Here is a 23,673-nt window from a genome sequence, read left to right as displayed (position 1 = left end):
GGACATGTGTTAAACATGTGCTCTATGCTTATAGCATGTCCACTATGGTTCAAATCCGCAACGTCCCTGACGAACTTGTCCACGAGCTGAAGGCCCGTGCAGCGGCGCAGCGAATGAGCCTCAGTGATTTTCTGCTGGCACGGCTCGCCGAGTTTGCGCAAGAACCGGCCCTCGACGAGGTTCTCGGCCGTCTCGCGGCGCTGCCACGGCGGGATCTCGGCGCGAGCGCAGCTGAACTGGTTGGCGAGGCTCGATCCGAGTGATTGTGTTGGATGCCTCGGCGGCTGTCGAGCTTGTCCTCGCGACGCCGCCTGGTGCGGCCGTCGCCCGCCGCCTGCGCGACGAGACCGTGCATGCGCCTGCCCACATCGATGTCGAGGTGATCGGGGCGATACGTCGAGCAGTCGTGCGCCGGCTGATCAGCGATCATGAAGGAGTCGTCGCGGTTGCCGACTTTCTAAGCCTGCAGATTCGGCGTTGGCCTATAAAGCCATTCGCCCAGCGCGCCTATCAACTGCGGACCACTCATATCGTGGCCGACGCAGTTTACGTCGCCCTCGCCGAGGGCTTCGGCGTACGGCTGATCACTTGCGACGGGCGACTCGCGCAATCCCACGGCCACGATGCAGAGATCGAGCTCGTCGCCTGACACCCACAGCGTTACGGTCAGGACATCGAGACGCAGTTGAGCCGATGTCGACGCGTAGGCCAACCATCGGATGCAGCGCATCGGCCACACGCTTCATTTGTTTCAGTTGACGGCGGGTTTGTTTGACCGCAGCCCGCGAAAGCCCAACTGCTGGCAACATTTTCAACCCGATCGGCAATCCCTTGTGGAGTCCAGGAGCCGCGTTCGACCCGTCTGTGGCACCCCAGAGGTTCTCGAGCGGAAGTCGGCGAAGGGTGCCAGAAACAGCATCCGCGTTGGTGACCCAAGTTTCTGAGTTTCCGGGCTGACAGTTATCGTGCTGACGGGATTTGAATCTGCGACCACTTGGACCCCAGTCGGGTGTTGACTGAATTTCGTTGCATAGCAATGCCTGTCGAATCAATCTACCAGCAACAACCATCTCGGCCTGCCCCTGGCGACTCCTCTCATTCGCGCTCACTTGTGACGACGTCGGCGCTGGCGTCACGAAAGATGCGCAAGGAATGCTCCGCTGTCTACGGTAAGGTCACGCGATGGCGCGAGCGCCGGGTGATGACGGCGGCAGGAAGCGCACAAGGGTCTTCGAGCGCAGACCGGGCGCGCAGGCCTATCGGTCCATCCCGGACATCCTCGTGCTGCCGAAGTGGGTCAGGTGCCACTGAAAAAGGTTGACTACCAAGCGTACTCAGCATGGCTCGGCGGTTTGGCTGTGGACGGATCGTAGCGCTGCACCGCACTCTCGGCTAGTCGCATCACGCAGGCTCATCAGCTGGTCGGCGCAGTGCTGAAGTACGCGCAAGGCACGGGCAAGATCGCCAAAAATGCGGCTGGCGAGACTAAGCGGACCGAAGACTTGCCGGCCTCGACCGAGCAGGTGCGGCGCTACCTGACCCGCGCCGAGCTTCTCTGGCGCTGGCCCCCGTTCTCGGCTACCGCGGACTGCGCTTCGGTCAAGCCGGCGCTGCGTCGCACGCATGTGGGCGACGGGGAGTTGACGATCCGTTCATCGGCTACGTATCTGACCGGCGGCTGGGATTGTCGAGGCGACGACGAAGACGAAGCGGGTGGGCCGCATGCCCTGTCCCTGAGCCGGTATAGGAGCGACTGCGGGATGCGCTGACAATCGAGCCCAATGCCCTTGTGCTCCCGAGCCATCGCGGCGGGCACCTTCCCATCGAGGAATACCGCGGAGCCTTCGACAAGGGATGCAAGGCGGTTGGCATTACCGACCTCGCACCGCACGGGCTGAGGCACACCATGGCATTGAATCGCCCTGGAAATGCCGGAGGCTCCAGACCTTGGAAACGAGGATGGAGTCATGCCGAAGGAACAGGTGCCTGGAAAGCCGACATCGCGTCGGTATAGCCCGGAGGAGAAAGCCGCCGCGGTCCGGATGGTGCGTGCGTTACGCGCTGAGTTGGGCACCTACCATGGCACGGTGTACCGCGTAGCCCGCCAATTGGGCTACGGCGTGGAGTCGGTCCGGTCCTGGGTGCGCCACGCCGACATCGACGATGGTTATGCACCCGGGGTGTCCACCGCCGAGGCGCAACGAGTCAAAGAACTCGAGCAGGAAGTGCGAGAACTTAAGCGCGCCAACGAAATATTGAAACGAGCGGCCAGTTTCTTCGGGGCGGAGCTCGACCGCCAACACAAGAAATAGTGGCCTTCATCGACGCCCAGCGCGGCGAGTTCGGGGTCGAGCCCATCTGCACCGTGCTGCGCAGCGCAGGAGTGTCGGTGGCCCCGAGCACCTACTACGACGCGAAAACTCGCCCACCTTCGGCGCGGGCCTGTCGAGACGCCGTACTCGGCCCGGCGCTGCGCCAGCTCTGGGAGGACAACTACTGCGTCTATGGGGCTCGCAAGCTGTGGAAGGCTGCCCGGCGAGCTGGCCACGACGTGGGCCGTGACCAGGTGGCCCGGCACATGCGCGCCGCCGGCATGGTCGGGGTGCGCCGCGGCAAACGCGTCAAGACCACCAAACCCGACCTGACCGCCGGCCGCCATCCAGACTTGGTCCAACGCCAGTTCACTGCTGCGGCCCCGAACCAGTTGTGGGTCAGCGATCTGACCTTCGTGCCGACCTGGGCGGGGGTCGCCTACGTGTGCTTCATCCTCGATGCCTTCAGTCGAATGATCGTGGGGTGGCGGGTGGCCTCTCACATGCGCACTATTATGGTGCTCGATGCGATTGAGATGGCCCGCTGGTCTCGCGGAAAGCTATTGCCGGGCTTGATATCTCACTCCGATGCGGGATCGCAATTCACGTCCATCCGCTATGGCGAACGCCTTGCCGAGATCGGCGCGGTCCCGTCCATCGGCTCGATCGGGGACAGTTTCGACAAGGGCTTGGCTTCATAGTGCACCTCCTGGCGTGGGTTGGTTGGAAACTCGGTTTCTGAGTGGGCTGCCTTGTCTCGCGGTTAAGCGGGGGTCTCCGGGTGTCGGTGGTTCATAGAGGCGTTCGTTCTTGTCGTTTGCCTTGTGCGAGTTGAGAATTCCGGCTGTGGTCCAGCTCTTGATGGTGCTGGGGTGCACACCCAGCTTAGTGGCGATCTCGGTGTTGGTGAGCAGGCCTTGCGCTCGGAGTCGGTCGGCGTGGCTGGGCAGGTTGTTGCTGCGGCGTGCCTCCAGCACGATGCGGGCGGTGAAGGGCTTGCCCTCGCCTGAGCGGTGTCCGGCGGCGTTAAGCGCTTCGGCGGTGTCGGCGTCGGTGCAGGTGTCGAGAAGCCGGTCGAGCGCGGCGAGGGTGTCGGGATGGGTTTGGCGGACCTGCCACGCCTTCGGCGGAATCGCAACGGCCAGGCTGGTGGTCTGCCCGCCGCGGAGCCGGACGTGCAGGTGGATGCGGTCGGTCTTATGCAGGGTGACGTCGTCGACGAGGAGGCGGACCATGCGTTTGCGATCCCGTTGCGGGGTGTCGGGGTTGGACCAGAGCGCGGGGAAATCTGTTGCCAGGGAACGGATTCTGTCCTTGACTTGGTCGGTGAGGGCGGCTTGGGCTGCGGCGCTGGCGTGTTCGTAGTCCTCTTGTGCGCTTTGCAGGGCGCGCAGCGCGTTGTTCCAGTCGGCTTCGAGGCTGTCGGCGACGAGCCGGTTGTCGGGGTCGACGGCCAGGTAGCGGCGGCGGGCGAGGTCGGCGCGGTGGCGGGCGCGTTCGACGTGCCCGCGGCGCAGTGCGTCGGCTTCGGCGGCGCGGGCGTCGAGTTCGGCCTCCACGGTGAGGGCGACCTCGAGCGCGTGTGGGGTGAGGGTGTCGAGCAGTAGCTGCCCGACGGTCTGGTCGACGACGCCGCCGGGCACGCTCTGGCAGCGTTGCCCGCCGTCCTGGATGGCGTGACGCATGCACTGGTAGTCGGGGACCTCGACACCGCGGCGGGTGTGGTAGCGCACCGTCATCCGCCGCCCGCAGCGCCCGCAGATGGCCAGGCCTTGCAGCAGCGCGGTGCCCTCGCGGGCAGGACCAGCGGCGCGGTCTTCGCCGTGCGCGGTGGCGTTGGCCAGCAACAATTTCTGGTTAGTTTCGTACTGTTCCCAGCTGATGTAGCCGGGGTGGGCGTCGGGGATCAGTGCGAGCCACTGCTCGCGGGGCAGGACCTCGAGGGTTTTCTTGCCGCCCGCGCCGAGGCGTTCACGGCGGCGGCCGTAGGCGAATACGCCGGCGTAGCGGGGGTTGTGCAGGGTGCGCAGTACCCGCCAGTGCTGCAGCGGCATCCATGCCAGCTCGCCCTTGCGGGCGCCGGTGCGTACCCGCACCGGGAACAGCAGCTTCTCGGCATTGAACTGTTGTACCACCGCCCGTGCCGAGCCGGTGTGGGCGAACAGGGCGAAGACGTGGCGGATGGCTTGTTGCACACTGGTATCCGGGTCGAGCACCACGTTGCCAGCCAGGTCGTAGGCCAGCCCGACGGGCAGGCCCATGCGCAGTTCGCCGCGGCGGGCCTTGGACCGTTGCCCGCCGATGAGGCGGGCCCGGATGAAGTGCAGTTCGGCCTCGCTCATGGTGCCCTTGAGCCCGAGCAGCAGGCGGTCGTTGAAGTCGGTCGGGTCATAGAGCCCGTCCTCGTCGCAGATCAACGTTGCGGACATGGCGCAGATCTCCAGCAGTCGGTGCCAGTCGGCGTTGTTGCGGGCCAGCCGCGACACTTCCAGGCCCAGTACGATTCCGGCGCGGCCCATGCTCACCTCGGCGACCAAACGCTGAAATCCCTCCCGGTCGGCGGCCGAGGCGCCGGACTGGCCCTGATCGGTGTCGATGGTGACGATCCGCTCGGCTTGCCAGCCCAGTGCGATTGCCTTCTGTCGCAACGCATATTGGCGCGTGGCCGATTCGGTGTTGGTCAGCACCTGACGCAGCGTGGACTGGCGCACATACAGGTAGGCGGTGCGGGCCAGGTGCGCATCGGTCACCTTGGCCGCGGTCTGCTCGCTCATGGGCGCTCACCCCGCGGTGGCGACGGCCAACGCCATCGAGGCCAGCAGCCCGACCAGCTCGGCCTCCACGCCCCTGGCGACCGGAGGTGCGGTGCAGGCAGGCGTGGGCGGCGACACCGTGGGGACGGTCGCCTGCCGCAGCCGCAGCCATGCGGCCACCCCGCGCTGCTGCAGCACCCCCAGCCCCAGCCGCCACCCGTCGGCCGCGCCGCCAAGCGCGCGGGCCCGCAGCTGTTCATAGCCGTCAACCACGTTAGATCCATCACCGCCCGTATCGCTAATATCATTGTCCACCTCCACTTTTGGGGTTCTCAGCGCGAGCCAGGGCCCGCTCCACCGATCGCGGGTGCGCCCTTATCGCGAACTTCTCGGCGATCGCATCAGCCAGCCGCGCCGACCCGATGCCGGGATTGGCCTCGCGCAACTGTCGGGCGTAGCCGATGACCTCGTCGGTGAGCTTGTGGGCGCGCCGCGGGCCCGGCTTGGCCGGCACCAGCCCGCCCAACCCGTCGCGGTCCACCGCCGTGGCGGCCTCGTAATACGACGGCCGGGAGAACCCGAACGCGGCCGCGGCGGCCGTGACCGGGGCGCCGTCGACCCGCACCCGTCGCACCATCTCGTATTTGACCTGCACCAGATCGCGGGCATCGAAGAACTCCGAGGCCGCGAACTGCTCGTCGTGCACCGCCTCCGGGCGAGGATTCAGCGTCCGCGACTCGGCCAACGCCGCCTCCTTCGCATCCGGCTTCCGCTTCCGAGCCACAACGCACCTCCTTATTTGCTATGTAAGATGAATTATGCCGCCGGACGGATGGTGGTCCGACGTCTGACACGCCACGGTAAGTCACGAAATCACAGATATGTAACTCGATATCTGCAGAGATTACAGAACAATGCTGACGTGTCCAGGGCCCATAGCGGCATAATCTACCTAACATCTGCGGCATAATTGTGCTTACAGTCGTTTAGCCGGACAGGCCATCGATCAACCGCCGCAGTTCGACCAGATCCGCGAACCGGAACGGCGACCGACCCGCGGCCATCGTGACGAACGCGTCCGGCTCGACAACGTCGGTCCAGCCCACCGGCAGTGAGAACTGCCGAGCCTTCTCGTCGAGGAAGAACACCCGATCCTGCGACCACGTTTGCCGAACCGCCACAAACACGAACTCGCAGCCCGACCACGGGTGGAACGGGTGCGTCACCCGGACAGTTCGCTGATCACCGACCGGATCGAGCGCAGTTGACGACTCGGAACAATGCCCTGGCCGAGACGGTCAACGGCTACTACAAGGCCGAACTGATCTACGGACCGGCTCGTACCGGACCCTGGAAGACCGTCGAAGACGTCGAACTGGCCACCCTCGGGTGGGTGCACTGGCACAACACCAGCCGCCTACACGGCTACCTCGGCGACATCCCACCCGCAGAGTTCGAAGCCACGTTCTACGCTACGAAACGGACCGATCAACCCCTGGTCGAAATCCAATAGCCCGAGCCTCCGGGAGAACCAGGGCGATTCAATTACCGGTATATCGGCCACGTCTCTAAATATGCGTCAATTGCTCGTTCTATTTTCAACCCATAATCATTCGGAACCCAATCAGGTCCAAAGGTCTTCATCAAGGCGTCGGAAAGCGCGTCGATAACAGCGTCGCTCTGTTCGTTGGTCGGCTTCTCTGTGCGCCGAAGCTCGTCGAAGAGAGCGGGATTACGATTCTCTAATTCTTGCGCGATCACGGGACGGTGCTCCGGTGAAATAGCATCGAGAACGTTGCTCACGGATTTCTCCATCCAGCCCGGCTGTTCGCCCAGGCGGTTACCACTTGGCCATCTTTGTTTAGGACCACTGTTGCGTCTTTCCCAACGTACACGTAAGCGCCTCTACCAAGTTCGTCCACTTTAAACTGGGGCGGCCCAACAGGATTCGCAACAGCATCTTGCATTGCCTTGTCGCTGACGCCATGACCGCCGTCGCGTCCGGCGATCCTTCCTGCTCCATGATCGGTGATTCCGTTGATTCTGTTAGGCGGTGGGAATGGCGGTGTTTCCTGTGCTGGAGGGACTGGCTCTTGGCTTGAAGGCGTAACCGGTTGGTTTGGCGGGGGCTCGGAACCGGGTGTACCCGGCCGCGTGGGGCCTGGGACGGGTTCGCCTTCTATGGGTATGCCTAAGTCGTTTAAGCGGGCCCGGATTGCGGCTAGGCGTTCAAGCAGAGGACCGCGCGAGGCGATGCAGGCATTGTATTGGGCCGGCGGCAGCGGCCCAACGTTTTCGACGCCGCATCGGGCGTTCCACGCCCGTATCTCAGCGTTAACTTCGGCCCATTCTGCGATCGCCTGCTCGGCGCTCATGTCTTTAGGGTCGACCGGCATGGGTGGCGGGGTCGGGTCACGCGGTAGGGGGAAAGATGGTGCCGCCGGGGCCGGTACTAGCCCTGGCGGGCCGAAGCCCAGCATTTGGACACCGCTGTTGCCAGTTCCGGGTGTTGTAGCAGACGGCGCGGTACTGGCGGGATCGGAATCGAGTGTGACGGGTGCGGGGGTGGGGGGCGATGCCTGCGCGGCCGGGGATTGGCGCGCGTGCGGGGATTCCGCCTGCGGGGGATCGGTGCAGGGCAGGTGTTGGGGTGCGTGCTCGTGCCGCACTTGCCCGGGATCGGCGAACTGCGTCGCTGGGGGTTCGGCGGTCGGCGGCGACGGGTGGGGTTGGACGTGTGCTAGCGGGGTTGCCGCGGCGGCCGCGGCAGCAGCGGCCGGTGCGCTGATCGCGGTGGCGACCGTCGAGACCGCGCCCGTGCTGACCGGGGCGGCCATGGCGGCCATCCCCGAACTCAGCCGGGCAGCCAGCGAGGACAGCCAGCCGCCGCCGGTGCCAGCCCCGGCCCCGCCACCGACGCTGCCGCCGAAGGCGGGCAGGGGGCCAGCACCTGGCGGCAGCGGCACCGGCACCGCGATGCCCGCTAGCGCGTCGGCCGCTGAGGCGGCCACGTTGGTGCTGCTGCTGAGGCCGCGGCCTGCGGTGATATGTGCCGTATCAGCGGGCTCGCGCCGGTCAAGGCATCCAGCAGCGACGATGCTAAGGGGGCTGGCGGTGATGGCGGCACCGTCGGATTCGGCGTGTGGGTGGTGGTGATGGCGGCGACCGCCTGGATGTGGCCGCGCACCGCGCTTTCGCCGCCCAGCTCACCGGCGGAGGGCGCCACGTCGGTGGCGGTCTGCACTTCCTGGCCGGTGAAACGGGTCACCTGGACACGCAGATCGGCGGAGATGGCCTGGGCGGTGGGCTGCCGGGCGTACCAGCCCATCGAGCCCGGCGCATACATCGCGTCGATCGCCGTCCAGCCCTCGGCGACCGCGAACCCTGACTGGTTGGCCTGCTCGACGGTGGCGAAGATGGAGTGCTTTTGCTGGTGCAGCACGGCGGCCCCGTCCTCGGCGGAGGCCGCTGCAGTATCCAGCAGCTCGGCTTGCTGTTCGGCGGTGATGGCGTGGCGGGCCATCGCGGCTTTCATCGCCTCATCGCCCTGACCCTGCCAGTCCAGCGAGTCGGCCTGGCTCTTGATCGTGCCCACCACCGAGCGGCGGCGCGCCGCCAGCTCGCGCCAGTGCGCGGCATTCTCGATCAGATGCGACACGGTGTAAGCGCGCAACGCCGACTGGGTGGGGATCACGCGTTACGGGCTGTCCCGGTGATCGTGGTGACCACATTTTTCAGCATGTCCGCGGCATCGGAGTCGGTGGCTTCATAACCGGTCGCCGCGGCCTGGGTCATCCCGGCGGTGGTGGCGATTTTAGTGTGCAGGTCGGCAGTGGCGACCTGGGCCGCGCCGGTCACCCCAGCGGCGGCGAGCGCCGTGGGCCACCCGCCAGACGGTTCCAGTGCTGGTGGCGCGGCGTGCAGATCGAAAGCCTCCAGGTGCCAGCCGGTGCTGGTCACCCGCAACTGGGCTGGGTTGACGCGAAGGTTGTCGCCCATGCGGGGATTGTAGCGGTGATGCTTACCGGGCGAGAACGTGTGGGACGAGACCACCGGGCGATATCAGGGATACCCGGCGCATGAGCCCGACCTCCTTGATACCAGTAAAGAAAGTTCTCACACCGCAGGTCAGGATGGTTTTCTCTGCGACCTTCGCCGGCAGACCACACCGATGGGCGATCGACTGCGAGGCCCTGGCAACAGCTTGGTCGCGGCACGCGGGCATGGCTGTGTCATCTCCTGGCGGAAAGTTCTGCCGCGCTCGCCCTGGGCGTCTGGCAGGTTCGGCTGGTTCAGTGTCCGGCGAGGGTATTTCGTCCGTGGCGGCGGACGGGAGCGTCAAGCGGACGGGTGCCGCCACGGCGGCTGTGTTGGCCTGCCCGGGATGAGCTGGCTGATAACTGCTTCCACACGGTGATTGGGGCGTCGGCTCGGCTGCTGTACACGCTGACGGCGACGGTGCCGGCGCTCGGCGGCGTCATGATCGGGAATAGATCGGGCCACAGGTCGGCCGGGTCGCAGTCCAGCACATCGGCGGCGCGGCGAGCATTCTGAGGGTAGGGCGCGGTTTCGCCCGACAGCCACCGCTCGACAGTCTTGGCGTCGACGGCGATTAGATCCGCCAGTTCTTGCACGCCTAGCCCTTTGCGCTCCATCTGAGCACGCAGTTGGCGGTTCGGCTTCGGTGCGTCCTCGTTACCCACCCGGTTGGCTCCCTACCTGTGATGACATCGGTGTCCCGCAAGATGTCGCCCGCTGTCCGAAGTCTGCCATGCAGATGTCCACAGATGCCGCCAAGATGCGGTTTCGATGTCTCAGATGCCCGGCTGAAGTGGAGTGATGGCCGACGAGCGGCCGTACCGTTCAGGAAGGGATCAAACACATGCGTCTTCGAATCGACACGACTGCAGCGCAGTTCTTCTGCACGCGCGCAGCTGAGCAGCGGACCGTGCACGAAACCGGTGCACCGCGGATCGACAAAGAAACGGGCCTGGTGCTCTGGCAAGTCCAGCTCATGGCCCTCGACCAGGACGGCGGGGAAATACTCGCCGTCACGGTGGCCGGCGAACCCAAGGTCAAAGTGGGCGAGCCCGTCGCGGTCGATGGTTTGGTGGCGATCCCGTGGTCACAGGGTGATCGCTCGGGAGTCGCGTTCCGGGCAACCTCAATCCGACCAGCTGGTGATCAGTCAGGCGTACTAGGGCCACGTCCCACCGCCGCCGGCGGTAGCTCGCAATCCGCCCCCGGAGCCAAGCAGACCGGCAACAACGCGTAGCGGAGCGGGCGCCAAGCCATAAGCCTCACCAGGCCTGGCGCCCGCTTCACAAAAGCTCTGTATGCAAACAAGATTCGGCGTTTGCGGGCATGCCAGCGACGAGCGTGCTCCGGCGGCGCCTGCAGCGAAGGGAACAAGGCATTATGCCTCCAAAGAGCAAGGGCAGTAATTCATCCGATGACGATTGGGTCGGCGAGCTGCTGGTCGGCGTAGTCAAGGCCACCAGCATCGGCATGTTCCGGTTTGCGCTGCGCTGGCCCGACATCGCGACCGTGTTGACCGTCTTCGCGGTCACCGGCGTCTTGGGCGGCTTGCGTTGGGCCTGCGTGCTGACCACGGTGTGGGCGGTAGGCGTATGGGGGTGGCGGTTGGGCGAGCCGGACTCGTATGAGCGGCTGATCGGCAAGCCGGTCGCCGATTATCGGCGCACGTATCTGGTGTACCGGCGGCGCTGGCGCACCATCTGCGAACACCACGGCCTGACCATCTCCCCGCGCGCAAACCCGACGCCGACCCGCTGGTGCCCGATTTGTCCTCGGTGCGCATCGGCGCGGCGGTCGACACCTTGGTAGTGCGGCTACTGGTCGGCCAATCCGTCAAGACCTGGCAGACGCAAGTCGACGGTCTGGCCGCAGCGTTCGGCGCCCACCATGTGACGATCCAACCTGGGCCGGTGGCCACGGGCCGGGGCCACGACATCGTGCTCCGCGTGCGCCACCACGACGCCCTGGCCCCCCCATCCCGCTGGCGCGTCCGTGCCCCGATACTCCCGTGGTGCGGTTGGCGAATGTGCCCGTGGGCGTCACCGAACAGGGCAGCCCGTGGTTGCTGCCGGTGGCCGGCCGCCACATCCTGGTCGGTGGGGCCACCGGGGCCGGCAAGGGCTCAGTGCTGTGGTCCCTGGTGGTCGGACTAGCACCGGGCATCAAAGCCGGCCTGATCGCCATGCGCTGTCTGGACCCCAAGAGCGGTATGGAATTCGCTGCCGGGCAAGCCTTGTTCGACCGCTTCGCCTATGACAGCGACTCGATTCTGGCGGTGTTGCGCGATACGACGGCCACCATGCTGGCCCGAGCCCAACGGTTGCGCGGAACCACCCGCTGTCATCGGCCCACCCGCGCCGAACCCCATATCGTTTTGCTGGTCGATGAGTTGGCCACCCTGACCACCTACGCTGATCGCAAACAACGCGCCGAAGTCGACCAACTTCTCGGATTGTGGTTGGCACAAGGCCGGGCGGTCGGGGTCAGTGTCATCGCCGCCGTGCAAGACCCCTCTAAAGACGTGGTGGCTCTGCGCCAGTTGTTTCCGGTCCGGGTGGGGCTGCGCATGACCGAGGCCACCCAAACCGCGATGATCCTCTCCACGTCGGCACATCAGCAGGGCGCACGCTGCGAAGAAATTCCCGACACCACGCCGGGCGTGGGTTATGTGCTCACCGAAGGCAACACCGCCGTAGCGCGGGTGCGGGCGTTTCATGTCACTGACAGCGATATCGCTTGGCTGGCTGCCAATTTCGCGCCACCAGCTTGTCGCGGCAGCAACCAGGGGCACCAGTGAGCATGCTCGCATCGACCTCGCTGACCGACTGGTTGGCACCGGGTTCCCCGGCCATCGATCAGGCGATCCGCCGCGCCTCCTCGCCCGGCCACGAGTCATGGTGGCAGCGCTGCGCGGCGGTGGGGTTTTGCGCCAACCCTGTTCAGGCCAGCGCTTGTGATCCCGACCTCGGTCGGCGGATGGCGGTTATGATCCGCTGCGGCAACCGCCGGGCGGCGATCTGCCCGTCGTGTTCGGATTTGTATGCCGCCGACACTTGGCAGCTGGTCCACGCTGGCACCCAGGGCGGCCACCACGGTATGCCCGAAACCACCGCCAACCGGCCGCAAGTCTTCGCCACCCTAACCGCCCCCAGTTTCGGCGCGGTGCACACCAGCAGCAGCCGACCAGGGCTGGCTGATACGGTGTGCCACTCGGCCTTCAGCGGCAAGAGTCACTGCCCGCATGGGAAAGCCTTATGGTGCAACGCGATCCACGCCAGCGACGACCCCGAGGTCGGACAGCCGCTGTGCCCGGACTGCTATGACTACACCGGGCATGTGTTGTTCAACTGGCACGCGCCGGAACTGTGGCGGCGCTTCACTATTGCACTGCGCCGGGCCGTGGCGGACCACCTGCGCCGTATCGGAATCGACCCCAACGCCGTGCGAGTGTCGTTCGTCAAAGTCGCCGAATACCAACGTCGCGCCGTCGTGCACTACCACACCATTATCCGGCTCGACCCACCCAACAATGACGACAGCAGCACCGGCGCATCCGACGCCAAAGTGTCAGCAATTGAACTGGCCGCGCTGGTGCGCCAAGCCGCCAACCAGGTACGGCTCCCCGTGACAGTGGATGCAGCGGCCGGCGCCGCCGCAACAGCATCGGAGTCCGAGGCGCGCATGCTGCGATTCGGTAGCCAAATCGACACCCAGCCCCTCAACGATATCGACGACACCGGCAAGCCCGGATTGGCCCGGCGGGTGGCGGCGTATTTGGCTAAGTACACCACCAAGTCGGTCGCCGAATTCGGCATCGCCGCCCGCCGTATCAGCCCTGCCGCCATCGCCGAGCTGGACATCCCGGCCCATACCCGCCGTATCCTGTCCACCCTGGTCAACCTGGCGACACTACCCGCAAACACCGCAATGGCCGGCTGGCTGCATACTCTGGGCTATCGCGGGCACATTACCAGCAAATCGCGGCGCTACTCGATCACCACGACCGCGCTGCGCGCCGCCCGTCGTCACTGGCGGATCCACCGCGCTGACCAACCGGAACACGTTGACGTCCAACATAATTCCCATGACCAGGAAGACTGGTCAAACAGCGCGTGCGAACTGAGCGACTGGCGCATTGATGGTGTCGGGCACCGCAACGACGGCGAACGGCTGCTAGTCCATACCGCGGCATTGCGTGCCCGCGAGTACCGATACTTGGCCCGCTTGGATGCCAGCCAGAACAGCGGAGCAAGTCCATGAAGCGGACTCGTGCTCGAAGGTGCTTATTGATTCGGAATCGATCCATTTACAGGGGAATCGGGGTGGGTGCGTCTCTGCCAAAGCGTGATTGGGCCGTACGTACGCACATTGAGCGAGAACAGGAAGTAGACGGATGACGGCAATATCAGTGGTTCGACTGGGCACCAGGGCGGCAGCCGAATACTTGGGAGGATTACCTGAGTCGACGCTCAGGTACTGGCGTTACATGGGCACTGGCCCGCGCAGCTATCGCCTTGGCCGACATACGTTTTACGACATCGTCGACCTGAACGCGTGGGTGGAGGCAGAAGCTGCCAAGACAGAGCGCGGGGGACTGGCGTAATAACGGATTCGTACCACGGATTTGTGCGGTATTGTCGCCTCATAATTACCAGACATCAGCGAGCCGGCATTGACGACCGATGGCACAAGAAGGTCAAGGGCTCCGATGGAAAGGTCCGCAAGGAACGCTCCGCCGTCTACGGCAAGGTCACGCGCTGGCGAGTGCGGTGGGTTGACGACAGCGGCAGGGAGCACACAAGAGTCTTCGAGCGCCGGCCGGACGCTCAGGCGTATCTTGACGGCCTGACGGGGGACATTCAACGCGGCGCGTACGTCGACCCGCGGAAGAGCGCTGAGACGTTCGGATCGGTCGCCGAACAGTGGTTCGCTACCAAGGGGCATCGAAAACCCAAGACTGTCGCGGGCTACAGGTCCATCCTGGACGCCCTTGCGCTGCCGAAGTGGGCGGAGGTGCCACTGAAACAGATTGACTACCAGGCCTACTCAACGTGGCTCGGCGGATTGGCTGTCGACGGCTCACTGCGCGGCACCGCACTCTCGGCTAGCCGCATCACGCAGGCCCACCAGCTCGTCGGCGCAGTACTCAAGTACGCCCAACGGACCGGGAAGATTTCTAGAAACGTGGCGGCAGAGATCAAGCGGTCCGAAGATTTGCCAGTGCCGGTGGAACGGGAGCGCCGATACTTGAACCACGCCGAGCTGCTCCAGCTGGCGAAGGCGACCTTACGCTTCGAGACGCTGACCCTGGTTCTCGGCTACTGCGGACTGCGCTTCGGTGAGGCTGCCGCACTGCGGCGTAAGCACGTCGGTGACCGGGAGCTGCTGGTCCGCTCATCGGCGACGTACGTGACCGGTAGAGGCATTGTCGAATCGACAACCAAGACGAACCGTGCACGCCACGTCCCAATTCCAGGGCCGGTATGGGACCGGCTGCAACCAGAGTTGCCTAGCGATCCAAACGCACTCGTGTTTCCAAGCCATCGCGGCGGGCACCTGCCCATCGAGGAGTACCGCAGAGCGTTCGACAAAGGCTGCAATGCGGTCGGGATCGCTGGCCTTGTACCGCACGCGCTACGGCACACCACGGCGTCGTTGGCGATCAGCGCGGGCGCTAATGTCAAAGTCGTGCAGAGGCTCCTAGGACACGCGACAGCGGCCATGACTCTTGACCGCTACGGGCACTTGCTCAGCGACGACTTGGCTGGTGTAGGCGACGCATTGGGCAAAGCGATCGAGAGCACTGCGGTATCACTGCGGTATTCAGGACCCGAGTACGACGAAGCGGAGACAATATCCGCAGCTAGTTAGCACAAGGGGCGGTAGCTCAGTTGGTTAGAGCCGCGGACTCATAATCCGTTGGTCGCGGGTTCGAGCCCCGCCCGCCCCACCCATAAATGGCCTGGTCAGAGGTTATTCGGCATGCGTTGGAGGAACCTCTAAGACGGCCGCCCCGGCCTCACCCCGGCGTCCTGGTCGAAGCGAAGCGCAGCCCGTCGGCGGCCGCCCTAGCTAACAGGCGTGTCAGCGACTATGTCAGTTACGCCGGTCGCTCATAGCTTGATATTTGCTACTCGCAGACAGCCCGACACGGCGTTCGTCGGAAACGATCGTGGTGAAGGAATATCGACCGTCCGAAACAGCGTCCGGTGGACCGCGCCAACGACTGACGATGCATGATTTGAAGCGGGCTGGTCGTAGCAGCGTCGGTCGCAATGCGCGACACCGTCACACCTGCTGCAATGTCCTCGTGGCACTTGACGCTTCTCTGAATCAAGGTCAGATCGACGTCCTTCAATGGATCAGTGAAGGATGTCCGGCGGACAGGTGGACCAACTTCACCTATAAGACAACCGCTGCCGCCTTGGAATGGCGCGGGCTCATCACCGTCTCCAAGCGTGGTGGAATCTGGACGGCGGCGATCCTACCGGCTGGCACTCACTATCTGGCGACGGGGAAATACCCAGCCGGGCACCGACTGCACCGTGTTAGTCCGCCCCGAAGAACGGTCACGACGCCTGTGGTCCCGCCGCGCCGCGCACCGCAGCCGTCGTCGTCGGCTGCCGTCAAGCCGACATATCAACTGGTGAAAGACATCGTTGATGCCGGGGGCGTCCTCGAACGGGACATGACCGACGACGGCACGAACTACAAGCACCTGGTCGCGATCATCTCGTTGTGCAGAGCCATGTTTCAGGACCCTTCCTGCACGTCGATTTGGCCTGTGATAGCGCGAACGGTCAGGGCCGCGTGGCGGTCCTCAGCGAGTTCGAGGAGGCGCTCAGATTCCCGGCTCAACTCCCGGTCTCCTCGGGAGTTGCCTGCACATCGATGGACTCGGGATCGCCTGGCGACTCGGCCAGCAATGTCCGCACCGCGGTTTCCAACTGCGGAAGTTTGTCTGTCAGGACTTGCCACACGAGGGCGTCGTCGACGTTCGCGTATCCGTGAATCAGGATGTTCCTGAAAGCCACGATCCGCCGTAGTTCGGGAACTTGCGCCGCCATGTCGGTGTGGGTCTTCGCCAGCTGACTCAACGCCTCTCCGACTATCTCGAATTGGCGTTCGACGGCCGAGCGCAGCAGCACGTCATCCTGGTATTCCGCAAAAGTCTTTCCGGCGGCAAATTGGCGCAGGAAGCCGGCAGCGCGCAGCGCGTCCCAGAGATACTTTCGAGGATCAGGCTGCATAGATCAGTTCTCGCGTCTGCATGACGCGCTGTTTGAAGTACGGGTTGGCCAGGCCGGACGGTGTTACTACGTCGACCGGTCGGCCGATGATTTCTTCAAGCCCTTCTTTGAGCGCAAAGTAGTGGTCGAAGTCTGGCCCCGCCTCGAACTCCGCGAGGACGTCGACATCACTTGTGTCGACGTTGAATGAGTCGCTGACAGCGGAACCAAAGACGTCCAAACGGCGCACCGACAGCTCACGGCACAACACCTCAATCTCGTGCCGCTTCGACTCGACCACCTCATGCACCGCTGTCACCTCCGCGTTCATATTCTGCCTGACCGGCAGCGGAGGCGTGCTCAAGGGAGTGCCCACGTCTGTAGAACTTTTACCGTCATGCGGCAGATTCCGACACGTCGATCTGCCCTGTGACAACGGCCGTGATGAGTGCCGATCGGCGTTCACGAGCTAGTTCGATGAATCGCTCGCTCTCAGCGATCAAGGTGTCGACCTTGGTGGTCTGCTGGTCGAGGTAGTTGAGAATTGACGCCTGCTCGTCGGCCGGTGGAACTACCACGTCGAAGTCGGCCAGCACTGGTCTGCGTAGGGATTCCATGGTGACTGTGTTACTGCTCGCTAAGGCGACGGGGCGGATAAAGGTCGAGATGAAGTAATAGAAGTATCGCCCAGATTCCCCTGAAGTCCTTGAATACGTAGACCCTCTGGTGCGCCTCGAATTTCCCGTTGAAGTCATCGTTTATTCATCGGGAATGACTGAGAAATGGCCCTATCTGTTCGGCTTGTGATGGACCGGCGAACGGCTAATCCATTGCAGCACAGAATGATTGCGCACGTTAAGGACTTAACGAGAATGGTTAGCCCATAATCCGTTGGTCGCGGGTTCGAGCCCCGCCCGCCCCACGTCCGAGGCGATTTTCAAGATCAGTCTCGCCAAGTCTTCGAGGTTTTATTCAACGTTGATGCGACCGGCGGACGCGATGACCTGTGCCCAAGCGTCGCGCACGGCGCGTAGGGCCTTCCTCGGCGAGACCGTGAGGCGAGTTTGGCCGGCGAGCTGGTTCTGCCAGTCGGCCTCCGTGGGCGCCGTCGTGAAGTCGTGCGGGGCAGGTGGCTGGTTGGTTGGGCCGTGGCGCCGGTAGAGACTCTCGGCGGCGGCATCAATGGCGCCCAGGCAGCACAGCGCCTAGAGGTCCCAGAGATCACGGGCGGCATGGCGGTCGACCCACGTCACGGTCTTGGATGCGGCGAAGGCGGGAAGGGTTGGCACCAGCAGCTTCGCGGCGGGGGCGTCAGCATACCGTTGAACTAAGGATCGTCGCTCTGTCGGCCACACCGTTCGGTCGCGGGGGGACAGCAGTTGTAGCCGCACTGTCAGTCCATCGGAGGTCCGGATTATTGCAGGGCGCGTGTCGGGAACGCTGCTGAGTGCCGGGTCGAGGGTGAGTCGCCCGTGAGTGCGGGCGAGACCGCGAGGCAGGGCGGCGTCAAATTCGGCCGCTACGGATTTGCGATCGCCGACTGCGATGAGATCAATGTCCTCACTTAGCCGCCCATCTGGGAGGTGGGTGCGAGCGAGTGCGGTCCCACCGATGAAGTGGATTCGGTCCCCAAATTCCCGGGCCAGGAATGCCAGGATGTGGGAGATGAGGTGATCGCGCTCGACTTGTTCGGTCGCGACGCCGAATTGTTCAGCGACGGCGATCTTTTCGTCGATGTTCACTGTCGGGCCCAGGTTCTGGCCCGCTGCAGTGATGCGATGCGTCGCTGTTCGGTCGCCAGCGCTTGCAGGCGGTCTTTGTCGCTGCGCTCGTAAAGTGCAGCGACGGCGGTCGGAATGTCGATTTCGGTGTCGCCGAGTTTGGGGCGGTGGGCAAGGTCCAGGATCGTCTGCTCGGGTGTAGTCACCAGCGTCGAGCCGAGCTCGGTGTCGTAGCGTTCGGCATCCAATTTCTGGGTGTTGCGTTTGACGAACCGGACGACCGCAGGGCGGTCAGACAACGCGATGGGGCGGTGCTGCTGAGGGACGGCGACTGTCGCGGTGGCCACCGCGCGCGGAATCGCTCCGTGCAGCCGTGCGGCGCTGACGCCCATGACGACGATGCTGTCCGGGCCGTAGATCGCGGATGCGATTCCGGCCGCGGCGACCTCCAAGCCCGGCATCCAGCTGCGTCCCACCATGTCTTGCGGCACGACGGCGTAGTAGCCGTCGGCTAGGCGGTGCAGGAGTCCACGTTCGGTAAGGCGGGCCAGCTGCGGGCGTGGGTGGGCATAGTTGCGCGCAGCGTCGAGAGGCCGAACAGTCTTCATCGGTGCCTGTGCCAGGCCGGTCGGCAGCGGGGTACTGCGATCCTGCGCCATTTCCACTTCCAAGTATGCGTTTCGTACCTCTAGAGGATACGAAACGCATACTGAAGGCGCAACGCTTCTTGCTCAACGACCGCTGTCTTGGATCGCCCGTGCGCACCGTCCGGTCCAGTAGGTCGGCCACCTGGCCGTCGCGGCGCCCGCGGCTCATCTAGTGTTCGACACGCGGCTGTGGCCGAGGTGATCGGCGCCGATGCGAGCCGACAAACCTTCGTCGTCGACGAGTGTCGCGACCGGCTTGCGCAAGCTGTGTGTTTCTCCTCGGTCAACACAAACTCCGACGTCGGCCGTGCACGTGTTGCAAATGTCCGAATCATCCCTTCCGGCAACGCGATTGATTACAAACTCAGCCGATGGTAACGAATCGCTGGCGCGGCACACTAGCAAAGTGCTCCGACGTCAGCACGCAATACGACTGCAGATCGGCTGTCTAAAGGCGATCCCGAAAAGCCATCGGCCGGACTGGCGGGTCGCCACAGCGTACGCTCACTGCCAGCACCGCCCGGAAGGTCACCGCGATGGCCAACGTTGACAACCGCGCCAGCTGGCGTGATTTCGCCCGGCCCCCGACCGGCGCTCAAGTCGCCTGATCGGGGCGGATTGAGCGTGCACCGTTGTCTCACCTTGATTGTCGGTTGCGCGTGCGAACGCAGAAGGCCCGGTACTCCTTGACCCCGCGACCGGCGGCCAGCGCCGCGACCTCGCGGGCCACCAGGCTCTTGTCGATGCCCGGCGGTCCTACCACCGTCACGACACCCGGTCACCGGCAGGTTCACCGGCAAGAATGCATGGGCAAGCTATTGGGATCGGTAGTCATCGGCACGGTCTGTACTTGATCGCACTGGCGACCCCGGCGGGGGTCCGTACGAGAGGAACCGACCATGAGTCGACTTAGGTGGCTCGCGATATCCGTGCTGGCGTCTGGCGTCTTGGGCTTGGCCGGCTTGGGCCTTGGCGCAGGCATTGCCCACGCTGGCGGCCCGTACCAGTGGTGCCCGGGGGATGACCCGGGGGGCTACGGCGGTGGTTTCAATACGCCGGCGGACGGACGCCCGAATTGGGATTGGAATGTCTGCCACGCCTACCACTACGTCAATTACGGGCAGGGCAACGTGTCTCCGACTGTCTGGGAAGGAAATGATCCACCACCTCCGTACCCGTGGCAGCCTCCCAATGTGTGCTGGTCCCTGTTCATTCCGCACCCGTGCTGAGGTGCGCCCAGGGACAGCATCTTTTGCGCGGCACCGATCCCGCTGCGCATCGCGCATCGATTGCTTGATCGAAATTCTTGGAAGACAACGGCGTTGGCCGCAGACGGTCGCTAGTCCATCATTTGTGTGGTGCGAGCGGATGGCCGTCGCTACCAAACATTGACAGTGTAATAGTAACAGTGTCAGTATCGACGCATGGCCGGGCGGGCGTCGTGGACGCTGGACGAGCTGGTGCGACGGGTCGCCGTCAGCCTGGCCGATTCCGCGTACCCGGGAGCGCCCAACGGGCGGGTCCGGGAGCTGCCCGATCGGCGGGCGGTGCGGTGGTACACGACGGCCGGACTCGTCGACCCGCCGGCCAGGCAGGGACGCACCGCGGTCTACAGCCCACGGCACCTGCTGCAGATAGTCGCGGTCAAGCGCCGTCAGGCGCAGGGCCATTCGCTCGCTGAGATCCAGGCCGAACTAGCCGGAGCGACCGACGCAACGCTGCGCAAGGTCGCCGCCGTCCCCGACGCAGTCATGGCGCAGCCGGAGCCGTCGTCACAGGAGGCACCGGTACCCGGTCGTCGAAACCGCTTCTGGGCCGCCCCGCCCGAAGCAGCGGCCGAACCAGCGGCCGAACCGGCTGCTCAGGGTGCTGACACTGTCACCACGTTGGCCGCCGTCCACCTGCCCGGCGGGGCACTGTTGGTGCTGCCGGCCGCACCCGACGAACACGATATGGACGCGATCCATACCGCCGCTCGGCCACTGCTCGAGCTGCTGGCCGACCGTGGCTTGCTGTCAGGCCCGCCCCTCGATGAACGGAGCCCATCATGACCGTCCGCATCACGTCGATGACCGACGCGGAGACAGCCGCGGACCTCCACGCCGGGCTGGGAACCCGGCACGCCCCGCGGGGCAATCTGCCGCTCGATCGCGTCGACGTTCGGGTGGATATCACCGGTCTCACCAGTCAGGTCGAGTTGACCCAGGACTTCGTCAACGCCTTCGACGTACCGCTGGAAGCCACCTACGTATTCCCGCTGCCGGATCGAGCGGCGGTAACCCGAATGCGGATGAGCGTCGACGGGCGGGTGGTCGAGGCGAAGCTACTGGAGCGGGAAGCTGCCCGCCGGGCCTACGACGACACCATCGCGTCGGATCGTCGCGCGGCCATCGTCGAGGAGGAGCGGCCGGACGTCTTCACCATGCGGGTGGGCAACATCTTGCCGGCCGAACGGGTCAGCGTGGCGCTCACCCTGGTGAGCCCGCTGGCTTACGAGGACGGCGAGGCCACGTTCCGCTTTCCGCTGCTGGTCGCGCCGCGCTACGTTCCCGGCGCCCCCCTGGCGGATAGCCCGGTCGGCGACGGCTACGCCGACGACACCGACGTCGTCCCCGACGCCTCGCGCATTACCCCGCCGGTGCTGCTGCCCGGCTTCCCGTACCCCGTTCTCCCGACCATCGACGTCGGCATTGACCCTGCCGGGCTCACGCTGTCGGAGGTGCGGTCGAGCCTGCCCGCGGTATCGACAGACGACGGCCGGATAAAGGTACAGCCCGGCGAGCGGGCCAATAGGGATTTCGTCCTACGGCTGCGCTACGGCGCCGAAGGCCTCACCGATTCGCTCGTGCTGGTACCCGATGCCGACGGTGACGAGGGCACCTATCAACTCACCGTGCTGCCGCCGGCATCAGGGGCGCCGCCGCGTCCGCGGGATGTAGTGCTGCTGCTGGACCGCTCCCACAGCATGGCCGGATGGAAAATCGTTGCCGCGCGCCGGGTTTCGACGCGCATTGTCGATACGCTCAGCAGCACCGACCGGTTCGCGGTGCTGACCTTCGGCGACCGCATCGACCGTGCCGGCGGTCTAGCTGACGGGCTGGTCGAGGCCAGCGATCGGCACCGGTACCGGGCCATCGAGCACCTCGCCCGCGTCGACGCGCGCGGCGACACCGAACTGCTCGCGCCACTGCGGCAGGGTCTCTCCCTACTGCGGGGCTCGCAGGGACGTGACGCGGTGCTCGTCCTGATCACCGACGGGCAGGTCGGCAACGAGGATCAGCTGCTCCGCGAGCTATCGGACGAGCTGCAGCACGTGCGGGTGCACACGGTCGGCGTGGACCAGGCCGTCAACGCCGGTTTCCTGGACCGCCTGGCCAATATCGGCGGGGGACATTGCGAGCTGGTGGAAAGCGAGGACCGCCTCGACGAGGCAATGCACGCCATGCAACGTCGCATCGGCGCGCCGCTCGCGCACTCACTGGCACTGCACGCCGAAGGGCTGAACACCATCGCGGACACCGCAAGCCCGGTTCGGCTGCCCGATCTGCTTCCGGGAGTGCCGCTGGCGGTGACTGGGCGGTATCGGGGAAGCGCGACCGGCACACTCACCCTGCGCGGCACCACCGGCGATGGTGGGGACTGGTCGGTGACCGTCGCCGGACAGCGCCGCGAGGCCCCGGCCGTCACTGCCCACTGGGCGCGGGCCCACCTGCGCGACCTCGAGGACCGCTTCGCGGCGGCTGCCGGCGGTCTCCGGGAAGACCTGGAGAAGCGGATCGTCGACACGTCGTTGCGGTTCAACGTGCTGTCCAGGTTCACCGGGTACGTCGCCCTCGACAGCGAAGACAACCGGGTGGTCACCGAAGGGGAAGTGCAGCACCGCGTGATCCAACCCGTCGAGACGCCGGCCGGATGGGATCGGTGGCCGCCCCGAGGCAATGCCGGTGCCCGCGGGGCAGAGCCGGCGGCCAAGGCGCCGTCCGCCACCGCGTCGGCCGCGGTGGCGCGAACGATCAAGCTGCGCAACGCAATTGCGGTGGCCATCGCCGGCGTCGTGCTGGTCGGTCTCGGCTGGGCGTGGTCGCTCACCCGCGACGGGTTGCCCGTCACCGCCCGCGACTCGGGAGTGGCCGGCAAGCCTTCCGCAACAGCGGATGCAACCGCTCCCGGGACCAAAGGCGGCATCACCGAGAACACCTTGGCCGCACCAGAGGCGCCGGCACCGCCTCCGGACGGCACCTACAAGCGTGACATCGTCACCACCGGTTCGCTGCAGATGGTCGTCGCGGAGCCTGTTCAGCTGGCCGATCGGCTGGTCTCCGAGGTCACCGATGCCGGTGGGCGGGTGGACTCGCGTTCGGAGCGGTCCGGCACCTCTTCGCGGTCCGGGTCGCCGGTGGTCAATCTTGTGGTCCGCATTCCGGCAGACAAGCTCGACGCGGTGCTGGCCGACGTCAAGAAACTCGGGGCCGTCAGGTCGATGTCGATCAACCATGCCGACGTCACGTCGCAGCGCGTCGACCTCGATGCCCGCATCGAGGCATTACAGACCTCGGTCAATCGGCTGCTCGAGCTGATGCGCCGCGCGGACAACACCGCTGACCTGCTGGCCGCGGAGTCGTCGCTGACCCAACGACAGGCCGAGTTGGACTCGCTGCGGGCCCAGCGCGCCACACTTGGCGACCAGATTTCCTACGCGACGATCAACGTCAACATCTCCGCCGAACCGACCGTGACCCGGGTTGGTTTCCTCGGTGCGCTCGACCGCGGCTGGCACTCGGTGCTCTCGGCTGCCTACGGCATCATGCTGACGGCCGGGTTCCTGCTGCCGTGGTTGCCGGTGCTGGCCGTGCTGGTGTTGGCGGTCGTCTTGGTGCTGCGCCGCTGGTCATTCGCGCAAGCATCCGGTGCGGCCAGCGGTCCGACAACTCGCTCGTGACCACTCGCCCGAGCCGCGGGTCGCCGCCGGTCCG

General features: G+C 65.2%; 25 protein-coding genes, 1 tRNA gene, 3 pseudogenes and 1 other annotated feature. Of the genes and pseudogenes, 15 read left to right on the top strand and 14 right to left on the bottom strand.

Going from position 1 to position 23,673, the window contains the following annotated elements; all coding sequences use genetic code 11:
- Positions 1 to 35 precede the first annotated feature (35 nt).
- The 4 genes and pseudogenes from MKAN_RS04330 to MKAN_RS29270 form a co-directional block, all read left to right on the top strand.
- A complete protein-coding gene (locus MKAN_RS04330; protein ID WP_036393214.1) occupies positions 36 to 263 on the top strand; it encodes a FitA-like ribbon-helix-helix domain-containing protein in 228 nt (75 codons plus the stop codon).
- Positions 260 to 649: a type II toxin-antitoxin system VapC family toxin gene (locus MKAN_RS04325; RefSeq protein ID WP_023365532.1), complete on the top strand. Its 390-nt coding sequence runs from the start codon at positions 260 to 262 to the stop codon at positions 647 to 649. The genes MKAN_RS04330 and MKAN_RS04325 overlap by 4 nt, the downstream gene beginning before the upstream one ends.
- A gap of 1,073 nt (positions 650 to 1,722) precedes the next feature.
- Positions 1,723 to 1,912 (top strand): annotated as a pseudogene (locus tag MKAN_RS29275) (site-specific integrase); the annotation flags it as partial.
- 55 nt (positions 1,913 to 1,967) lie between these two features.
- Positions 1,968 to 3,007: pseudogene (locus MKAN_RS29270) on the top strand (IS3 family transposase); the annotation flags it as partial.
- Positions 2,267 to 2,398: a sequence feature (AL1L pseudoknot), on the top strand. Its footprint overlaps the pseudogene before it by 132 nt.
- On the opposite strand, the gene MKAN_RS04305 reads toward MKAN_RS29270, so the two are convergent.
- The 4 genes from MKAN_RS04305 to MKAN_RS04290 form a co-directional block, all read right to left on the bottom strand.
- On the bottom strand, positions 3,008 to 5,086 hold the full coding sequence (locus MKAN_RS04305; protein WP_023365526.1) for a recombinase family protein: 2,079 nt from the start codon (positions 5,084 to 5,086) through the stop codon (positions 3,008 to 3,010).
- Between the two features lie 6 nt (positions 5,087 to 5,092).
- A complete protein-coding gene (locus MKAN_RS04300) occupies positions 5,093 to 5,338 on the bottom strand; it encodes a hypothetical protein (RefSeq protein WP_023365524.1) in 246 nt (81 codons plus the stop codon).
- Between the two features lie 31 nt (positions 5,339 to 5,369).
- Positions 5,370 to 5,849, bottom strand: a complete 480-nt coding sequence (locus tag MKAN_RS04295) for a helix-turn-helix domain-containing protein (protein ID WP_023365522.1) — start codon at positions 5,847 to 5,849, stop codon at positions 5,370 to 5,372.
- A 202-nt stretch (positions 5,850 to 6,051) separates the two neighbouring features.
- Positions 6,052 to 6,291, bottom strand: coding sequence for a DUF5372 family protein (locus MKAN_RS04290; protein ID WP_023365520.1), 240 nt, complete (start codon positions 6,289 to 6,291; stop codon positions 6,052 to 6,054).
- Positions 6,292 to 6,341: 50 nt separating this feature from the next.
- Between MKAN_RS04290 and MKAN_RS04285 the strand changes: the two are divergent.
- Positions 6,342 to 6,578: pseudogene (locus tag MKAN_RS04285) on the top strand (integrase core domain-containing protein); the annotation flags it as partial.
- 32 nt (positions 6,579 to 6,610) lie between these two features.
- Here the strand turns inward: MKAN_RS04285 and MKAN_RS29265 are convergent.
- From MKAN_RS29265 to MKAN_RS04270, 4 genes are all read right to left on the bottom strand, one after another.
- Positions 6,611 to 6,868, bottom strand: a complete 258-nt coding sequence (locus MKAN_RS29265; RefSeq protein ID WP_099184175.1) for a hypothetical protein — start codon at positions 6,866 to 6,868, stop codon at positions 6,611 to 6,613.
- Positions 6,869 to 8,048: 1,180 nt separating this feature from the next.
- Entirely contained in the window at positions 8,049 to 8,759 is a 711-nt protein-coding gene (locus MKAN_RS31675) for a hypothetical protein (RefSeq protein WP_023365512.1), read from the bottom strand.
- On the bottom strand, positions 8,756 to 9,064 hold the full coding sequence (locus MKAN_RS04275; protein ID WP_225722852.1) for a hypothetical protein: 309 nt from the start codon (positions 9,062 to 9,064) through the stop codon (positions 8,756 to 8,758). The genes MKAN_RS31675 and MKAN_RS04275 overlap by 4 nt, the downstream gene beginning before the upstream one ends.
- Before the next feature lie 293 nt (positions 9,065 to 9,357).
- Positions 9,358 to 9,768: a helix-turn-helix domain-containing protein gene (locus MKAN_RS04270; RefSeq protein ID WP_023365508.1), complete on the bottom strand. Its 411-nt coding sequence runs from the start codon at positions 9,766 to 9,768 to the stop codon at positions 9,358 to 9,360.
- A 179-nt stretch (positions 9,769 to 9,947) separates the two neighbouring features.
- On the opposite strand from MKAN_RS04270, the gene MKAN_RS04265 reads away from it, so the two are divergent.
- The 6 genes from MKAN_RS04265 to MKAN_RS04245 all read left to right on the top strand — a co-directional run bounded on the left by MKAN_RS04265 (position 9,948) and on the right by MKAN_RS04245 (position 15,053).
- Positions 9,948 to 10,340, top strand: coding sequence for a hypothetical protein (locus MKAN_RS04265; RefSeq protein WP_023365506.1), 393 nt, complete (start codon positions 9,948 to 9,950; stop codon positions 10,338 to 10,340).
- Between the two features lie 143 nt (positions 10,341 to 10,483).
- The gene (locus tag MKAN_RS28655) at positions 10,484 to 10,912 is read left to right on the top strand and encodes a hypothetical protein (RefSeq protein WP_023365504.1); all 429 of its coding nucleotides are present in this window, start codon (positions 10,484 to 10,486) and stop codon (positions 10,910 to 10,912) included.
- Positions 10,913 to 11,114: 202 nt separating this feature from the next.
- Positions 11,115 to 11,900 (top strand): FtsK/SpoIIIE domain-containing protein, encoded by a 786-nt coding sequence (locus tag MKAN_RS28650; RefSeq protein ID WP_172836690.1) that lies wholly within the window; start codon positions 11,115 to 11,117, stop codon positions 11,898 to 11,900.
- Positions 11,901 to 11,902: 2 nt separating this feature from the next.
- Positions 11,903 to 13,363: a replication initiator gene (locus tag MKAN_RS04255; RefSeq protein ID WP_036393060.1), complete on the top strand. Its 1,461-nt coding sequence runs from the start codon at positions 11,903 to 11,905 to the stop codon at positions 13,361 to 13,363.
- Positions 13,364 to 13,747: 384 nt separating this feature from the next.
- Positions 13,748 to 14,974, top strand: coding sequence for a tyrosine-type recombinase/integrase (locus tag MKAN_RS29260; protein ID WP_080674197.1), 1,227 nt, complete (start codon positions 13,748 to 13,750; stop codon positions 14,972 to 14,974).
- Positions 14,975 to 14,979: 5 nt separating this feature from the next.
- A tRNA-Ile gene (locus MKAN_RS04245) sits at positions 14,980 to 15,053 on the top strand.
- 904 nt (positions 15,054 to 15,957) lie between these two features.
- On the opposite strand, the gene MKAN_RS04240 is transcribed toward MKAN_RS04245, so the two are convergent.
- The 5 genes from MKAN_RS04240 to MKAN_RS04220 form a co-directional block, all read right to left on the bottom strand.
- Positions 15,958 to 16,353, bottom strand: coding sequence for a HepT-like ribonuclease domain-containing protein (locus MKAN_RS04240; RefSeq protein ID WP_023365494.1), 396 nt, complete (start codon positions 16,351 to 16,353; stop codon positions 15,958 to 15,960).
- Positions 16,343 to 16,642, bottom strand: a complete 300-nt coding sequence (locus MKAN_RS04235) for a nucleotidyltransferase family protein (RefSeq protein WP_036393234.1) — start codon at positions 16,640 to 16,642, stop codon at positions 16,343 to 16,345. Before MKAN_RS04235 ends, MKAN_RS04240 begins: the two co-directional genes overlap by 11 nt.
- A gap of 85 nt (positions 16,643 to 16,727) precedes the next feature.
- Positions 16,728 to 16,949 (bottom strand): restriction endonuclease subunit S domain-containing protein, encoded by a 222-nt coding sequence (locus MKAN_RS04230; protein ID WP_174893694.1) that lies wholly within the window; start codon positions 16,947 to 16,949, stop codon positions 16,728 to 16,730.
- A gap of 588 nt (positions 16,950 to 17,537) precedes the next feature.
- Positions 17,538 to 18,074 (bottom strand): nucleotidyl transferase AbiEii/AbiGii toxin family protein, encoded by a 537-nt coding sequence (locus MKAN_RS04225; RefSeq protein WP_023365488.1) that lies wholly within the window; start codon positions 18,072 to 18,074, stop codon positions 17,538 to 17,540.
- On the bottom strand, positions 18,071 to 18,712 hold the full coding sequence (locus MKAN_RS04220; protein ID WP_036393237.1) for a type IV toxin-antitoxin system AbiEi family antitoxin domain-containing protein: 642 nt from the start codon (positions 18,710 to 18,712) through the stop codon (positions 18,071 to 18,073). Before MKAN_RS04220 ends, MKAN_RS04225 begins: the two co-directional genes overlap by 4 nt.
- A gap of 177 nt (positions 18,713 to 18,889) precedes the next feature.
- Here MKAN_RS04220 and MKAN_RS32895 point away from each other — a divergent pair, with 177 nt between their 5' ends.
- On the top strand, positions 18,890 to 19,078 hold the full coding sequence (locus MKAN_RS32895) for a hypothetical protein (protein WP_023365484.1): 189 nt from the start codon (positions 18,890 to 18,892) through the stop codon (positions 19,076 to 19,078).
- A 259-nt stretch (positions 19,079 to 19,337) separates the two neighbouring features.
- Here MKAN_RS32895 and MKAN_RS32470 read toward each other — a convergent pair whose 3' ends face one another.
- A complete protein-coding gene (locus tag MKAN_RS32470) occupies positions 19,338 to 19,469 on the bottom strand; it encodes a hypothetical protein (RefSeq protein ID WP_254893859.1) in 132 nt (43 codons plus the stop codon).
- 130 nt (positions 19,470 to 19,599) lie between these two features.
- Between MKAN_RS32470 and MKAN_RS29250 the strand changes: the two genes are divergently transcribed.
- From MKAN_RS29250 to MKAN_RS04205, 3 genes are all read left to right on the top strand, one after another.
- Positions 19,600 to 19,929, top strand: coding sequence for a hypothetical protein (locus tag MKAN_RS29250; RefSeq protein ID WP_225722851.1), 330 nt, complete (start codon positions 19,600 to 19,602; stop codon positions 19,927 to 19,929).
- 195 nt (positions 19,930 to 20,124) lie between these two features.
- Positions 20,125 to 20,751: a MerR family transcriptional regulator gene (locus MKAN_RS04210; RefSeq protein WP_023365482.1), complete on the top strand. Its 627-nt coding sequence runs from the start codon at positions 20,125 to 20,127 to the stop codon at positions 20,749 to 20,751.
- A complete protein-coding gene (locus tag MKAN_RS04205) occupies positions 20,748 to 23,639 on the top strand; it encodes a DUF4349 domain-containing protein (protein ID WP_023365480.1) in 2,892 nt (963 codons plus the stop codon). The genes MKAN_RS04210 and MKAN_RS04205 overlap by 4 nt, the downstream gene beginning before the upstream one ends.
- Positions 23,640 to 23,673: the final 34 nt, after the last annotated feature.

The organism is Mycobacterium kansasii ATCC 12478 (genome assembly GCF_000157895.3).
Classification (GTDB): Bacteria; Actinomycetota; Actinomycetes; order Mycobacteriales; family Mycobacteriaceae; genus Mycobacterium; species Mycobacterium kansasii.
The sequence above is the reverse complement of the archived record's forward strand: the minus strand, read 5'-3'. Positions and strand labels throughout refer to the sequence as shown.

Excerpts from the sequence above, each read along its gene's own strand:
- MKAN_RS04330 (WP_036393214.1), top strand. The coding sequence starts at position 36 with ATGTCCACTATGGTTCAAATCCGCAACGTCCCTGACGAACTTGTCCAC.
- MKAN_RS04305 (WP_023365526.1), bottom strand. The coding sequence starts at position 5,086 with ATGAGCGAGCAGACCGCGGCCAAGGTGACCGATGCGCACCTGGCCCGC.
- MKAN_RS04275 (WP_225722852.1), bottom strand. The coding sequence starts at position 9,064 with ATGGGCGACAACCTTCGCGTCAACCCAGCCCAGTTGCGGGTGACCAGC.
- MKAN_RS04265 (WP_023365506.1), top strand. The coding sequence starts at position 9,948 with ATGCGTCTTCGAATCGACACGACTGCAGCGCAGTTCTTCTGCACGCGC.
- MKAN_RS28655 (WP_023365504.1), top strand. The coding sequence starts at position 10,484 with ATGCCTCCAAAGAGCAAGGGCAGTAATTCATCCGATGACGATTGGGTC.
- MKAN_RS04255 (WP_036393060.1), top strand. The coding sequence starts at position 11,903 with ATGCTCGCATCGACCTCGCTGACCGACTGGTTGGCACCGGGTTCCCCG.
- MKAN_RS04240 (WP_023365494.1), bottom strand. The coding sequence starts at position 16,353 with ATGCAGCCTGATCCTCGAAAGTATCTCTGGGACGCGCTGCGCGCTGCC.
- MKAN_RS04230 (WP_174893694.1), bottom strand. The coding sequence starts at position 16,949 with ATGGAATCCCTACGCAGACCAGTGCTGGCCGACTTCGACGTGGTAGTT.
- MKAN_RS04220 (WP_036393237.1), bottom strand. The coding sequence starts at position 18,712 with ATGGCGCAGGATCGCAGTACCCCGCTGCCGACCGGCCTGGCACAGGCA.
- MKAN_RS29250 (WP_225722851.1), top strand. The coding sequence starts at position 19,600 with ATGAGTCGACTTAGGTGGCTCGCGATATCCGTGCTGGCGTCTGGCGTC.
- MKAN_RS04210 (WP_023365482.1), top strand. The coding sequence starts at position 20,125 with ATGGCCGGGCGGGCGTCGTGGACGCTGGACGAGCTGGTGCGACGGGTC.
- MKAN_RS04205 (WP_023365480.1), top strand. The coding sequence starts at position 20,748 with ATGACCGTCCGCATCACGTCGATGACCGACGCGGAGACAGCCGCGGAC.